12 protein-coding genes are annotated in these 14,153 nt (G+C 37.3%); 3 read left to right on the top strand and 9 right to left on the bottom strand.

The window, feature by feature from the left end; genetic code table 11:
- Positions 1 to 13: 13 nt before the first annotated feature.
- Positions 14 to 1,210, bottom strand: a complete 1,197-nt coding sequence (locus tag A6E06_RS13040) for a methyltransferase (protein WP_065591302.1) — start codon at positions 1,208 to 1,210, stop codon at positions 14 to 16.
- Between the two features lie 33 nt (positions 1,211 to 1,243).
- Positions 1,244 to 2,218: an HTH-type transcriptional regulator CysB gene (cysB, locus tag A6E06_RS13035; protein ID WP_065591303.1), complete on the bottom strand. Its 975-nt coding sequence runs from the start codon at positions 2,216 to 2,218 to the stop codon at positions 1,244 to 1,246.
- A 286-nt stretch (positions 2,219 to 2,504) separates the two neighbouring features.
- Here cysB and A6E06_RS13030 point away from each other — a divergent pair, with 286 nt between their 5' ends.
- The gene (locus A6E06_RS13030) at positions 2,505 to 3,269 is read left to right on the top strand and encodes a DNA repair protein (protein WP_065591304.1); all 765 of its coding nucleotides are present in this window, start codon (positions 2,505 to 2,507) and stop codon (positions 3,267 to 3,269) included.
- Between the two features lie 63 nt (positions 3,270 to 3,332).
- Here A6E06_RS13030 and miaE read toward each other — a convergent pair whose 3' ends face one another.
- Positions 3,333 to 4,112: a tRNA isopentenyl-2-thiomethyl-A-37 hydroxylase MiaE gene (miaE, locus tag A6E06_RS13025; protein ID WP_065591330.1), complete on the bottom strand. Its 780-nt coding sequence runs from the start codon at positions 4,110 to 4,112 to the stop codon at positions 3,333 to 3,335.
- Positions 4,113 to 4,338: 226 nt separating this feature from the next.
- On the opposite strand from miaE, the gene A6E06_RS13020 reads away from it, so the two are divergent.
- Positions 4,339 to 4,722: a hypothetical protein gene (locus tag A6E06_RS13020; protein WP_065591305.1), complete on the top strand. Its 384-nt coding sequence runs from the start codon at positions 4,339 to 4,341 to the stop codon at positions 4,720 to 4,722.
- A 34-nt stretch (positions 4,723 to 4,756) separates the two neighbouring features.
- Here the strand turns inward: A6E06_RS13020 and A6E06_RS13015 are convergent, their stop codons facing one another.
- From A6E06_RS13015 to A6E06_RS13000, 4 genes are all read right to left on the bottom strand, one after another.
- The gene (locus A6E06_RS13015; protein WP_065591306.1) at positions 4,757 to 5,137 is read right to left on the bottom strand and encodes a transporter; all 381 of its coding nucleotides are present in this window, start codon (positions 5,135 to 5,137) and stop codon (positions 4,757 to 4,759) included.
- Between the two features lie 244 nt (positions 5,138 to 5,381).
- Positions 5,382 to 7,061 carry a DUF342 domain-containing protein gene (locus A6E06_RS13010; RefSeq protein ID WP_065591307.1) on the bottom strand — a complete coding sequence of 560 codons (1,680 nt, stop codon included), beginning with the start codon at positions 7,059 to 7,061 and terminating at the stop codon, positions 5,382 to 5,384.
- A gap of 68 nt (positions 7,062 to 7,129) precedes the next feature.
- On the bottom strand, positions 7,130 to 7,417 hold the full coding sequence (locus tag A6E06_RS13005) for a glutaredoxin domain-containing protein (protein ID WP_065591308.1): 288 nt from the start codon (positions 7,415 to 7,417) through the stop codon (positions 7,130 to 7,132).
- Positions 7,418 to 7,438: 21 nt separating this feature from the next.
- Positions 7,439 to 8,185, bottom strand: a complete 747-nt coding sequence (locus A6E06_RS13000; protein ID WP_065591309.1) for a YggN family protein — start codon at positions 8,183 to 8,185, stop codon at positions 7,439 to 7,441.
- Between the two features lie 176 nt (positions 8,186 to 8,361).
- Between A6E06_RS13000 and A6E06_RS12995 the strand changes: the two genes are divergently transcribed.
- A complete protein-coding gene (locus A6E06_RS12995) occupies positions 8,362 to 9,465 on the top strand; it encodes a phosphoribosylaminoimidazolesuccinocarboxamide synthase (RefSeq protein WP_065591310.1) in 1,104 nt (367 codons plus the stop codon).
- Positions 9,466 to 9,536: 71 nt separating this feature from the next.
- On the opposite strand, the gene A6E06_RS12990 is transcribed toward A6E06_RS12995, so the two are convergent.
- Positions 9,537 to 10,010 carry an outer membrane beta-barrel protein gene (locus A6E06_RS12990; protein WP_065591311.1) on the bottom strand — a complete coding sequence of 158 codons (474 nt, stop codon included), beginning with the start codon at positions 10,008 to 10,010 and terminating at the stop codon, positions 9,537 to 9,539.
- A 108-nt stretch (positions 10,011 to 10,118) separates the two neighbouring features.
- On the bottom strand, positions 10,119 to 14,042 hold the full coding sequence (gene hrpA, locus A6E06_RS12985; RefSeq protein ID WP_255310620.1) for an ATP-dependent RNA helicase HrpA: 3,924 nt from the start codon (positions 14,040 to 14,042) through the stop codon (positions 10,119 to 10,121).
- Positions 14,043 to 14,153 lie beyond the last annotated feature (111 nt).

Genomic DNA, 14,153 nt, shown 5'->3' with positions numbered 1-14,153 from the left:
TAAGTTCTGGTCATTATTTCTGCTTTCTTGCTTGGATAACAATATTTCGAGGCGTTTCTTCTTTTAAGCAAAACTCACCAATACGGACGTCATAATCCGCCTCTTCCATCAATAAAGCCCGATCTAAACACAACCATACTTCTAATGGTCTTTTAAACAGATGTTGAATTAAATCGCATTTTTCCATAACAACAAAAGCAGCCTCTCCTTTCTTCAACCAATCGTCATAAACTATATCTTCTGGCAGTATTAGTTCTTTTTTCTCTGCCGCCCAATAACAAAATGCTTCAAATCCATCACTTAATAATGATTTTTTAATGCTTGGGATAGAAAGATACGTTTTACTCTCACTCAATGACTGCTGTAACGCCTTAAACCCTAAACGAAAGCACATCTCTAACTCACGATGATGTTGAGTCCGTAGCCCCGCAACAACGGTTTCTTGTAAAGGCAAACGCAGATCATCTTTGGATAATTCCAGTGTTGATTGCTGTGACAATGAAGATAAGCCTACATAATTCACAGATTGAGTTAAATGAAAACAACAAGGAGCAATGGTTATTGCATTGATATGGTGTGCAATACCAAGCGTAAGCAAGTTGATATGTAAATCACCACAAGCATGCAAAGCAACCGCGTGTTGCTTCTCTTTTATCAAATCATCACTCAGTGGAGAAAGTGCATCACCTTGTATAAACGTCATATCTAGTTGGTGATTATTTGCATACGATTGACCACTATCGCAAAGTGATTGTTGCCATTCTAATGTCGTAACTGGCATTCCTGTTGTTGCCGTTAACACTCGCCCTAAATACCCCTTTCCACCACACCATTCTAACCATCCACCTTGTGGTTTATGATACTCAGCCCCTAATGCACTAAGTTTTGTTATTTGCTGCCACTTACGACCATTAATTCCGGAATCTAACCCTTTTGGACACGCTGGAATAGATACTGTTAGCTCTGGTAACTGAGCGAGAGAATAGAGTTCCGATAATTGCGGAATATAAACAGAAAGTTGATTGGTAAGTTCTTCAGGATCTAATTTTAAACTCTGGACTTCTTGAAGTGATAATCCATCAAGCCAATCACTTAGCTCTGTATGGGTTTCACGCCATGGATAATCTGAGCTGTGAAACGCAGAAAATTGCCAAAAAAAGACCGCCTGAGCTAACAAACGGTCTATATTTAAAAATTGCTGAGAATGCATGAAAGCGGCCCTAAAAGTAGTATCGGGCCGATCTTAACGGACAGGAAGATTAATGTCTTTAAACATCTCTTCAATTTCATGATTATTTTTTAGCATCGTTGCTTGTTCAACAATAGGCCGAGTTAAATGAGGTGCAAAGCGCTCCATGAAATCAAACATATAACTCTTTAAGAATGAGCCACGCTTAAAGCCAATCGTCGTTGTACTTGCATCAAAGATATGACTGGCATCCAATGCGACTAAATCAGAATCTCTTTCTGGATCCATTGCCATACTTGCAATTACACCGACACCAATGCCTAAACGAACATAGGTTTTAATGACATCAGCATCTGTTGCTGTAAAAACAATTTTAGGTTTTAACCCTGCCTTATTAAAAGCACTATCTAATGCAGAGCGTCCTGTAAACCCAAACACATAAGTCACTAATTCATAAGCGGCTAAATCTTCAATCGTAACACTTGTTTTCTTAGCTAAAGGATGATCTTTAGTGACAACGATTGAACGATTCCAGTGATAACAAGGAAGCATAATAGCATCTTGATATAAATGAAGCGCTTCTGTTGCAATGGCAAAATCCGCAGTCCCTTTTGCAATCGCATCTGACATTTGTGCTGGTGTGCCTTGATGCATATGTAGCGAAACATCAGGGTAACGAGTGGTGAAGCCTTTAATTACATCAGGTAAAGCATAACGAGCCTGAGTATGGGTTGTTGTAATATTTAATGTCCCTCTTTCAGGATGGGTATGCTCACCCGCGACAGATTTAATACTTTCAACACGAGATAAGATTTCACGAGATATTTTAATAATCTCTTCACCCGAAGGGGTCACTCTCGTTAAGTGTTTTCCACTACGTTCAAAAATTTGTACACCCAATTCATCTTCTAGTAAACGCACTTGTTTACTGATGCCTGGCTGTGAGGTATACAATGATTCAGCTGTTGAAGATACATTTAGACTGTGGTTAACCACTTCAACAATGTACCGTAATTGTTGTAATTTCATCTTAATTTACCTGTAATCCTTTACGTAAAATTTATTTAACTTATACGATACTGTTATATACCTATTCCTATCTCTTTTCAAAGCCTTATGCTTAATATTCATAATTTGTTTAAATAAAGTAATATTAGGCTAAAGAAATGTGAATGCTTGTCGATAGCATTAATTAAGACCTAGCGTCACGACTCGCTTTCAAGTAATTAACTTGTGGGAATTATCCCCTTGCTATTCATTTACTTTACAAGATGTTAAACTAGAAATCACTACTAACGGATGTATGTTATAAACTATGAATATTGCTCTAATTATTGGACTTTTTGCGATTCTACTTACCTTGATAATTGGCTATAACATCATTGTTCAGTATAGAACAAAGATCGAATCTGCTAAAAAACAAGAATCTGCAAAGCATATGGTTATTATTGACTCAACTGAAGAACTTATCAGTAATGCTCACCATCTCCCATACAGCAAAGAACTATTAGTTTGCCTAAACCAACGAATCCTTGATGCATTACGATCTATCTCTGAATTAGACTTACATGACCGCTCTTACCCTGCCCGTATCGAAAACATGGAGCAACAACTCCAACAGTTAAAAACAAATTATACGGGTGGTGACAGCACAAACTTCAAAGTTCCGAGTAATGATAAACAAGCGCTTATTATGCTGAAGTTAGTAAAACGTCTTCGTGATACGTTGCGTGCTGAGCATAGAAAAGGTCGAGTAAATACACAAGTATTTGTTGCTGAAAACGCGCGTCTTGAATCAATGCAAGTTCGTATTAATATAGAAAATGTAGTCAAACGAGCAAAAGAAGCGACTCAACGTGGCCAAGCTGGTACTGCTCGTCAGCTACTGAAAAAAGGGATTGATGCTTTATCTAGTAAAAATGATGGTTACTCAAACAAAGCGCGTACCCAACTACAAGATATGCTTGATGAACTAAATAACAAAACGAAAAAGAAACAAGATCAAGAACTTCAAGATAAATTGGATAAAAACAAAGATGATGACATCGATGTTTTATTTCAACCAAAGAAAAAATGGTAATCATCTAATTCAATTAACAATGAAAAGGTCGCTCACTGCGACCTTTTTTTATTTCTGTTTCGTCTAGTTAGATTGAAGATATTTAACTGATGGCTTACCACTATGAAATTTAAAATCATCATCATCAGATTGAATTAAATCGACTTCTGCTTTTGCAAAATGCGCCACTCGCTCGCTCACATCACCACCAGCAACCTGCTCTGCCAATGTAATATAATCTTGATAATGCCTAGACTCTGAACGCAATAAAGAAATATAGAATTTCGCTAAATCGTCGTCTAAATACGGAGCGAGTTTTGCAAAGCGCTCACAAGAACGCGCTTCGATAAAAGCACCAATAATAAGCTTGTCAATCAACGTATGAGGTTCATGAGTAATAATATTACTCAGCATTCCTTTGGCATAACGACTTGCTGTAATGCCTTCATAGGGAATATTTCGTTCTGTCATGATTTCAAGAACCTGATAAAAATGATGTAATTCTTCTTTTATCAGCAAGACCATTTTATCTATCAGTTCTTGGCTATATTTAGCCTCTTTACGAGCGGTGATTTTCTTGGAAATATTGCTTTTGCCTTTGAGTGTTTCTAAAGATCCCACTTTTTTATAAGCAAATTCTTCATAGGGCTTGAACCATTCTAATAAAGTAGCTGCACTTTCTTTATCTACCGCGTATTTACGAATTAAATACATCGCACTTTGTGCCGCTTTTAATTCACATAATAAATGGTCTTTAAGAATAATAGCTAAATTCTGTGGTTTTTTAGCTTCATCGATCCATTCATCTGGTGTTTCACACTGTAGAAAAGAGTAAATTGGGTCTAATAATGATTTATCGTACATACTTTTTGTCATCAAAAAATTCTAATCTAATTATACCAAACCTACCTCTTACTGTTCAGGATTTCCTGTGCATAATCTACACCCTCTTTAATATCAATACGTTACTCTAATTATTTGTATTTTAAGAGTATAACTAACCCTATATAAAAGAAAAAATAGCTTGATCATTAATTAAATTAAAAGTACTGTATAAATACACACTGTATGGATGAACAGGTATTTTATTATGAACAGCGCAATGGCATTAACAACGTACTCACACTCATTTAATAACGCAATCTCACAACACATTACAAGTGCAGCAAGCCAAGTTAATGCGCAATGTGAGGCTCATTTCATACAGATATTAAAAAGTCTATCAAAACAAGATAAGTGGATTTTTATCACTGCCAATACATCAATGCCAAGCTGCGAGACATTATTGAAGCATGGTATTGAACTAAATAGATTGGTTCGATTAAAGGCATCAAACCATCTTACAGAAAGAGAGACGATAGAGAAGGCAAAACAATTTGGTACTGCTAGTGCTATTATTTGTAACTCTAACTGTTACTACTTTTCTGATTCACAGTGGTTAACATTAAACCGAAAAATAACAGTATTGCACTAAGTTTAATTCAAGGAATATCGCTATTTTAAATAGCTTATTTTTCTTTTAAATGAACATACAGAAGATCAATACCATCATTTGATTGAGATATATCGGTATACGTATTTTCTAAAATAGAATCAATTTGGTCTTTATCTAATACGTAAGGCAATTTAATTTGTAGATCTGTAATGCCTTCTATGCGTGCTAAACGAATAAGACGGATCATATTAGACTCATCACTGATATGCGAAGAAAGAACTTGTAGAGCCTCTTGACGGAGCCTTTCTTTTGTCGGAGTCGAGTCATGAACTGACGCATTCCAAACCGTGCCAAATGTTGGGATCATGCTTTTTAATGCTTGAGAAAAAGTCCATTTTTGTTTACTTGAATCGACAAGAAATGCACTGTAATCAAAATCAATTATCTTACTCATATTTGCCTCGATATAATTCCCACATCTACTCTCAACATCCTATTGAAAAGCACAAATGATTTACTTCAGGTATTTAGTATCCCGAATATTAGAGGCATCGCAAGTTTAAAATTAGTTACTGATCACAGTTAGGAATTATTAGCTCTTAAGCTTATCATTGACTTAACATGTTGTTTACGTAGGTACATTTTAATAACAAAAACCGCTACTAAGAGCGGTTCATATTAAAACTAACAATTATAAACTAACCATTTAAAAGGCTAGTATTTTTTGAAATGATGGGGTCGATTTTAATTTCATATTCATTAAAGTAAACCTTGCATGGGCTATGCTCACGCTTTGTCGTCACTTGCTCTTCTGCATATTGAATCGTCACTTTGGGATACATTCTTTCCATTACTTTAACGACATTCTCATTCAGCTGTTTTCTTAACTCTTCTTCTGCTGATTGGAACCGTGTCATTGAAAGCGTCATTTCTTTGTTTGATTCTTCTTTCATTGTTTGAACACGTTCAATTTGCTCAGGTGTGCGATCGGCTTTTGGTACTTTAGCCAGATCCATTTCGGCACGTACCACCTTCATTGTTGTCTCTTGAGCCGATTTATATTTAGCATTCAAGTTTGCAATGTTTTCTTTATATTTATCAAAACGAGTAAAAGCTTTTACTAATGTTTGAGTGCCTGCAGTTGCACCTAAATTAACCGTCGTAATTGTAGAGCCCGCATACACCTCACCACCGACAATCGATCCAGTTAGGCCTGATTTGTCCATAACAGTGACTGCATTCTTACTTTTTATAAAACTTTGGATTGAATGTAATCCTAGTTCAATGTCTCCAGAGGCTTGTAAATTTGCTGATTGCACAAATTTAGCGATGATCTTACCGCCAGCTTTAACAAAGCACGAATATTCTTCACCATCTTCAACTTGATGGCCAATAATACCTTTCATTGCAATAACATCACCATGAGCTTGAACATCTGCTGATTCAATAAAACCTCCGACAGTGACACTGCCTGTCGCTCTTACTATCATATCAGCAGCAATATCACCACTCACAATCACACTGCCTTTAAATTTCACATGCCCTGTAGAAATATCAACCGCATTCAAACATAAAGCATTATCGACATCTGCCCCATCTTTGTTAATCCACGGCATTCCTGAAATAGTCGCAATAACTAATTCTGGATCATGTGGTGAAATTGCTGCACCTTTACCGACACGAAGTTTGTGATTCTTACCTGGTGTAGCAGGAATAATCTCACCTTTTACGGTGTACCCTTCAGTACCTTTGGTTGGAGGGGTGCGTCGTATCAATTCATCGCCTTCAGAAACCGTAATCGTTTCACCTAAATCACGCATATCAACTTTATCAGCTTCGCCTTCTTTTTCTTGAGGTTTCAAAGCTTGCTCTCGAAAATCTTCGACTAGAGGTGTAAAGCTTGCATTTGCACCATCAACTGGCTCTTTTCCTTTCGCTACGACCAAAGATATACGTTCTCCCGCCATTAAATTTCGGCTAAGGAACATCATTTTCTTCAAGGCATTTTTACTGATACCACGAGTAATTTTCATACTGGTTAATGCGATAATAATGTCATTACTAGCTAAATCTTTACCACCATAAGCACCAATAACCGCCATGGTTGCTTTCATGTCACGATCTTCAATGGCAATGATAACTTCTGCATCACGTCGCGTAGCTACTATGCGTTCTTGATGATGTGCAATCATACCGTTTTTAACATCTTGTATAACTGATGTAATAATTTTTTCATCAAAATGAAAACTATGCGCATTAATCTCTTCTAAACGATCTTTAAAGTTCTTTAATGTCGGTTCTTCATCCGGCTGAAACTCATCAGGAAAATGCAGTACAACCACTGAATCATCCATTAATGTTAGAAGAGATTTCCACATATTTTTATTACTCTTATTTATTATGCACTGACTAAGTGAACGGTATGATTATTATTTGCTAATGTATTCTACAGCTCAAAACTTCCAAGATCCATGCCGGTATCTTGACGTTCAAAAAACGCCACTAAATCGTCATGTCCACCAATGTATTTACCATCTAGGTAAATTTGAGGCACGGTATTCACTGTTATTCCTTCTTTTTCTTGAATTAACGCTACCATGTCTTCTTTACTTAATTCTGTATCTAACGTTAATATTTTGTACGCTATATTCTTAGCGTCCAAAATCGCTTTTGCTTTAACACAAAATGGGCATATTGTTTTTGAAAAAATAATCGTTTCTGTTGTGTCGAACATAATCTGCTGTCTCTTTATTAATTAAATGGTAAATACTGGATATGCTTTTAATTCAGGAATAAGTTGATGTAAATCTTGCTCTTCTGCTGCAATGTCTTTTGCTGAATCACACAATTCTTGAGCTTCTTGTTTTACTTCTACTCGATGTTCTTCCATTTTTGATTTCATTGCTGTTTGTGCATCGGCAAACTGCTGTTGTAATTCAGAGAAATTCAATTCCCCTTCTGCCATTTTATCTGATAATGAATTAAAAACACTCGCAAATATCTCTTTATCAAGACTTTTAATCATGACTTCAAAATCTTGTTTCCAAGTCGTATTTACTTCTTTAAAAAAGTCGTGCTCTAAAATTAGATTTTTACCTTGATAGAATTTTTGTTTCGCGGTTACTCCATATTCATCAATTTTGATTTTTACAGCATCAAATGAGCCTTCTGCATCAAAAGAGGTTTCAATTTCGCTCACAAAATCGTTAGCAGCCGCAATACCTTTATCAGTAAAATCGACAACGGTTGGAATATAATCAGACACTTGTTGCTGGTACTTTTCAACAGCTTGCTTTTGTGACGCCGTTAAATCAAGTTCTTTGCCATTAACATATACTCGACCATCATGATCTATTCTCAATTTATCTTGAGCGTTATCAACTTTAACTTCTCCTGATGGAGTAAGTACTACATCATTTTCAACATTGACTGGACACATGTTTGCCCAACTGTTGCTTGAAATCATTAACATAGCTAAAGCAATGATATTTTTAGTTCGCATAAGTGCCCTATTGAGTTATTTATTTTATATGTATTAGTCTAACTTATTGACGCTCACTAGCTCAACTCAGTTTTTTAGTGAAAATAAAAAGCAAACGTTTGCTTTTCTAGTGGTAGTCATTAATAGTTCTGGTATGATGCTTCCTGTATTTAAACCGTTTATATAGGAATTCTATAATGAGTCTTTCCGAACAAGTACTTGCTGTTAATGATGATCTGCCAATTCGTACCAATAAACCCGTGCACAGTGGTAAGGTTCGTTCTGTCTATTGGTTAACAGAAGAAGACAGCCGCCGCCTTATCAAAGAAAAAGGCTACAATGTCGCTTCTGACGCACCTTTAGCTATCATGGTTATCAGTGATCGTATCTCTGCATTCGATTGTATTTGGCATGGTGAAGGCGGACTTAAAGGAATTCCTGGCAAGGGCGCAGCGTTAAACGCTATTTCTAATCATTGGTTCCAGCTATTTAAAGATAACAACTTAGCTGACAGCCATATTCTTGATATTCCTCACCCGTTTGTATGGATTGTTCAAAAAGCAAAACCTGTCATGATTGAAGCCATTTGCCGTCAATATATTACCGGTTCTATGTGGCGTGCTTATACCAATGGTGAGCGTGATTTTTGTGGGATTCAAATTCCAGAGCGCTTAGAAAAAGACGAACAGTTACCTGAATTACTATTAACACCCTCAACTAAAGGGGTTTTAAAAGGAATAGAAGGCGTTCCTGAAGTCGATGATGTAAACATTACTCGTAAGAATATTGAAGATAACTACGCGAAATTTAATTTTTCTTGTGAAGAAGACATCGCATTGTATGAGAAGTTATTAAAAGAAGGCTTTGCGGTTATTTCTAAGGCATTAAATAAAGTCGATCAAATATTTGTTGATACAAAATTTGAATTTGGTTATGTGAATGATTCTCAAGGCAATGAAAAATTGATTTATATGGATGAGGTAGGTACACCTGATTCATCACGTATCTGGGATAAAGAAGCATATCGTTCAGGTCATATCATTGAGAACTCTAAAGAAGGTTTCCGTCAGTTCTTATTAAATCACTTCCCTGAACCAGATATTCTTTTAAATAAAAACAGAATGGATGAGCGATTTGCTTTAGCTAAAGAGAATGCACTGCCATTAGAAGCAATGATGGATTTGTCTAAAACCTATTTAGACATCGCTGCTAAAATTACTGGAGCTCCAATCAAGCTTAGTGACAACCCAAAAGCAGAAATCATTAAAGTATTAAAAGAAGAATATCAATTAGTTGATTAATATTTAACTTTTTAGCTTAAAAAAATGGCGACCACATTGGTCGCCATTTTTGTATTCAAATAATTACAAAATTATAGGAAATGAACCGTTAGGTTAACTGATGCAAAATCAATGTTTTTATCATCAACTGTGAAGTTGTTGTAGCCAGCACCAATAGTAAACATTGGGATGATGTTGTATTCAATGCCTAATCCAAAGAATGGATCAACGCCATCGTCTTTAAATGCGCCCTTTTCTTCCCAGCTGTGCATACCCGCTTTACCGTAAACGTGTAATGGACCGAAATCGATGCTTGGTTTAACAGCGAAGTTAACAGAAGTTACATCGGTAGTTTGACCAGCAACATCATAAGAACCTAGATTCCATGCACCCATCTCTAAACCGATGAAAGGAAGAATACCTGTACCAATGTGAGCACCGTATACCGTTGAGCTTTCGCCTCTGTAATCAGCAGAACCTACTTGTGCACCACCATAAATCCATGAGTCAGCCGCTGCTGTTACTGATACGCTCGCTAGAGCTAACGCTAAAAGTGTCTTTTTCATTTTCAATCCTATTTTTGAAAAGGGAACGGCAATCTTTGCCGCTCTTTTTTATCTTATTAATTATAAAGCAATTAATATGCCGACATTATCTATAGTTTAGGTTATACCTTAACAATCGGCAATGGCATTTTTCACTCGTTTATCTGAAACAGGGTATGGCGTACCAAGTTGTTGGGCAAAATAACTCACTCTAAGCTCTTCTATCATCCAACGGATCTCTTTCACTTTATCTGGAATAGGCTGCCCTTTCGGTATTTTATTCAATAACTCTTTATATTCATTATTGATACCATCCACTTTCAATAAATGACCTCGATCTCGAGTTGGGTCAATAGGTAGCTTCTCCATCCGACGCTCGATTGCTTTCATGTAACGATGGATATCCGTCAATTTTTTCCAACCACACTCTGTTGCAAAACCTTTAAAAATCAGGTTTTCAATTTGAGATTTAATATCAGACAAAGCAAATGCCATGCTTAAATCTACACGACCTTTCAATTTTTTCTGTATTTGAAAAGCTGTCGTTAAAATCGTTTCAACTAACTTAGCGATCTCAACAACCGTGTCTCCAAGCTCTGCTCGAATGTGCTCTTTCATTTTTTCAAAAGCTTCAGGCTCCCAAACTAGGCCACCTTTATCTTCGATCAACTTATCAATACCACAAGCGATACAGTCATCAATCAAGTCTAATACTCGACCATATTGATTAAAATACAACCCTAATTTTGATTTATTTGGTAGATTACTGTGTAAATACTTAATTGGAGATGGAACATTCAGAAGGATCAAGCGACGTTGACCAGCCTTCATTGCATTGTGCTGCTCTTCTTCTGTCTCAAATAATTTGATTTCAACACTGTCTTTACTATCCACAATCGCTGGATAGGCTTTAACTTCAAAACCACCACGCTTCTGTGTATAAAGTGCTGGCAGCTCGCCAAAGCTCCACGTTTTCAAGCCCGTTTGTTCAATATCATCATCAGCGACCTGAGATAACGTCTCTTGTACTTTATCTTTTAAACCATCTTTCAAGTCGTAAAGATCACGGCTTTCTTTTAACTTACGGTTATGATGGTCAACAACACGATACGTTACTTTTAAATGATCTGGAATTTGTTCTAACTTCCAATCTTCACGCAGAACTTCTACCCCTGTCATTCGTCGTAGCTCTTTTTCAAGACTGTCGAGCAGTGGCATTTCAAATGGTGTTGTGCGCGATAAGAATGCATCTGCATAATTTGGCGCGGGTACAAAATTACGTCGCAGTGTCTTTGGTAGCGATTTAATGTAAGCAACAACCATTTCATGACGTAAGCCTGGAATTTGCCAATCAAAACCGTCTGGAGTCACTTGGTTTAGGATCGGCAATGGAACATGAACGGTTACACCGTCACTATCTTGCCCCGGTTCAAATTGATAGCTTAACTTCAGCTTTAAGTTACCTTGATGCCAAAAATTTGGATAATCGAGATCCGTTACATGACTTGCGTCATTACGAAATAACATCTCTTTTTCAAAATTAAGTAAATCGGGCGTTTCTTTTTGGGCTTTTTTCCACCACGAATCAAAATGACGGCCAGAAACCACATCCGTATTTACTCGTTGGTCATAAAATTCGGCAAGTTGGTCATCATCAATCAATAGATCACGACGACGAGATTTATGCTCTAACTCTTCAACTTCTTGCAATAATTTACGGTTCTGCTTAAAGAACTTGTGGTTCGTATTCCATTCCCCTTCAACTAACGCTGAGCGAATAAATATTTCACGACACACTGGCGCATCAATCGTACCGTAATTAATTTGACGCTTCACGACAATCGGAATGCCATAAATCGTCACTTTTTCGTACGCCATTACTGCCGCCGATTTTTTCGACCAATGTGGCTCACTGTAACTGCGTTTAATTAAATGCGGTGCGAGTGGTTCTATCCATTCTGGTTGAATTTTCGCAACGATACGGCCCCATAATTTTGAGGTTTCAACTAGCTCTGCCACCATTGCCCATTTAGGCTGCTTCTTAAATAAACCAGATCCTGGGAATATATGGAAGCGTGCATTACGTGCGCCTTGGTATTCATTTTTCTCTTGATCTTTTTGACCGATATGAGAAAGCATACCGGCTAAAATTGCCGTATGAACACCTTGATACCCTGCCGCCTCTTGATTCACTTTATAGTTAAGTTCTTTCATGACTTGGGTTAATTGATAATGCACATCTTGCCATTCACGAATACGTAAATAATTTAAGAAATCTTTGCGACATTGCTTTCTAAACGCGTTGCTAGATAGCTCTTTCTGTTGCTCTTTTACATACTGCCAAATATTTACAAACGTTAAGAAATCAGAATCTTCATGATTAAAACGTTTATGCTTCTCATCTGATTGTTGTTTTTTATCACTTGGACGTTCTCGTGGATCTTGGATTGATAACGCCGCAGCAATGATCATCACTTCTTGCAATGCATTTTGATTCGGCGCTTCAAGTACCATTCGAGCTAAACGAGGGTCGATAGGCAAACGAGCCAATTCACGACCTACTTTCGTTAAGCGTTTTTTAGGGTCACTTATCTCAGCATTAATCGCACCTAGCTCTTCAAGGAGTTTCACACCATCTTGAATATTTCGATTATCAGGCGCTTCTACAAATGGGAATGCTTGAATGTCACCCAAACCTAACGCTGTCATTTGTAAAATAACAGAGGCTAAGTTAGTTCGTAAAATTTCAGGATCGGTGAATTCAGGGCGAGCAACAAAGTCTTCCTCTGAATACAGACGAATACATACACCTTCTGATACACGACCACAACGCCCTTTACGCTGATTCGCACTGGCTTGAGAGATCGCTTCAATCGGTAAACGTTGAACTTTTGTTCTGTAGCTATAGCGACTAATACGGGCCGTACCTGGGTCAATCACGTACTTGATGCCTGGAACGGTTAACGATGTTTCTGCTACGTTGGTTGCTAATACAATTCGACGGCCAGCATGGGGTTGAAAAACACGATTTTGTTCTTGAGAAGACAAACGTGCATATAGAGGCACAATTTCAGTGTCTCGTAAGTTACGTTTCTCTAACGCTTCTGCGGTATCACGAATATCTCGCTCACCCGTCATGAATAACAGAATGTCCCCTAGCCCTTCTGCACACAGCTCATCAACTGCATCAAAAATGCCTTCTAATTGATCTCTGTCTGTATCATCACCGTCTTCAATAATTGGACGGTATCGTGTTTCTACTGGGAACGTGCGGCCCGATACCTCAATAATTGGGGCATTATTAAAATGTTTTGAAAAACGCTCTGGATCAATGGTTGCTGATGTGATGATGATTTTTAAATCTGGGCGCTTTGGCAATAATTCACGTAAATAACCCATGATAAAATCGATATTCAAGCTACGCTCATGCGCTTCATCGATAATAATCGTATCGTATTGATTTAAATAGCGATCACTTTGAATCTCAGCAAGTAAGATACCGTCAGTCATCAATTTAACTTGCGTACGTTCTGATACTTTATCGTTAAATCTAACTTTATAACCGACATGGCTACCAAGCTGAGTTTCCATCTCTTCTGCAATACGATCAGCAACGGTTCGAGCGGCTAAACGACGAGGTTGAGTGTGCCCTATATTACCAAACTTGCCTCGACCTAATTCCAGACAAATCTTTGGTAGCTGAGTGGTTTTACCCGACCCAGTTTCGCCGGCAACGATAACCACTTGGTTATTCGCAATCGCTTCAGCAATGTCATCTTTTTTCTGACTTACTGGCAGATCTGGGTATTTAATCGTTGGGCGATCAATTTCACGGTTGTTAGCAACCTGCATAGATTGTGCGATATCTAATGCGATTTCATCAAACACGGCATTTCGTGATTCTTCATTTTTGATACGTGATGCGCCTTGAATGCGTTTACTTAGGCGGAAACGATCACGGATCATACATTCACTCAACGCTTTTCTAAGTGCTGAGGCTGAGTTTTGATTTGATTGACTCAAAATATATCCTACTGAATTTTTATTATTCATTAACTTTGATAATTCTATCACATTCTTTACTTTATCGACGTGCTCGGAATAAAAATCTCTTTTACCAATACGTAATAATAGGGGGTAAATTCAATAACAAGATTGCCCGAT

It is taken from the genome of Aliivibrio sp. 1S175 (genome assembly GCF_001690985.1).
Taxonomy (GTDB): Bacteria; Pseudomonadota; Gammaproteobacteria; order Enterobacterales; family Vibrionaceae; genus Aliivibrio.
This window is presented reverse-complemented; position numbering and strand designations above follow the sequence as displayed.

What these genes read in the sequence shown, in the direction of transcription:
- A6E06_RS13040 (WP_065591302.1), bottom strand. Translation starts at nt 1,210, where the DNA reads ATGCATTCTCAGCAATTTTTAAATATAGACCGTTTGTTAGCTCAGGCG.
- A6E06_RS13020 (WP_065591305.1), top strand. Translation starts at nt 4,339, where the DNA reads ATGAACAGCGCAATGGCATTAACAACGTACTCACACTCATTTAATAAC.
- A6E06_RS13015 (WP_065591306.1), bottom strand. Translation starts at nt 5,137, where the DNA reads ATGAGTAAGATAATTGATTTTGATTACAGTGCATTTCTTGTCGATTCA.
- cysB (WP_065591303.1), bottom strand. Translation starts at nt 2,218, where the DNA reads ATGAAATTACAACAATTACGGTACATTGTTGAAGTGGTTAACCACAGT.
- A6E06_RS13010 (WP_065591307.1), bottom strand. Translation starts at nt 7,061, where the DNA reads ATGTGGAAATCTCTTCTAACATTAATGGATGATTCAGTGGTTGTACTG.
- A6E06_RS13000 (WP_065591309.1), bottom strand. Translation starts at nt 8,185, where the DNA reads ATGCGAACTAAAAATATCATTGCTTTAGCTATGTTAATGATTTCAAGC.
- hrpA (WP_255310620.1), bottom strand. Translation starts at nt 14,042, where the DNA reads ATGAATAATAAAAATTCAGTAGGATATATTTTGAGTCAATCAAATCAA.
- A6E06_RS12995 (WP_065591310.1), top strand. Translation starts at nt 8,362, where the DNA reads ATGAGTCTTTCCGAACAAGTACTTGCTGTTAATGATGATCTGCCAATT.
- miaE (WP_065591330.1), bottom strand. Translation starts at nt 4,112, where the DNA reads ATGTACGATAAATCATTATTAGACCCAATTTACTCTTTTCTACAGTGT.
- A6E06_RS12990 (WP_065591311.1), bottom strand. Translation starts at nt 10,010, where the DNA reads ATGAAAAAGACACTTTTAGCGTTAGCTCTAGCGAGCGTATCAGTAACA.
- A6E06_RS13030 (WP_065591304.1), top strand. Translation starts at nt 2,505, where the DNA reads ATGAATATTGCTCTAATTATTGGACTTTTTGCGATTCTACTTACCTTG.
- A6E06_RS13005 (WP_065591308.1), bottom strand. Translation starts at nt 7,417, where the DNA reads ATGTTCGACACAACAGAAACGATTATTTTTTCAAAAACAATATGCCCA.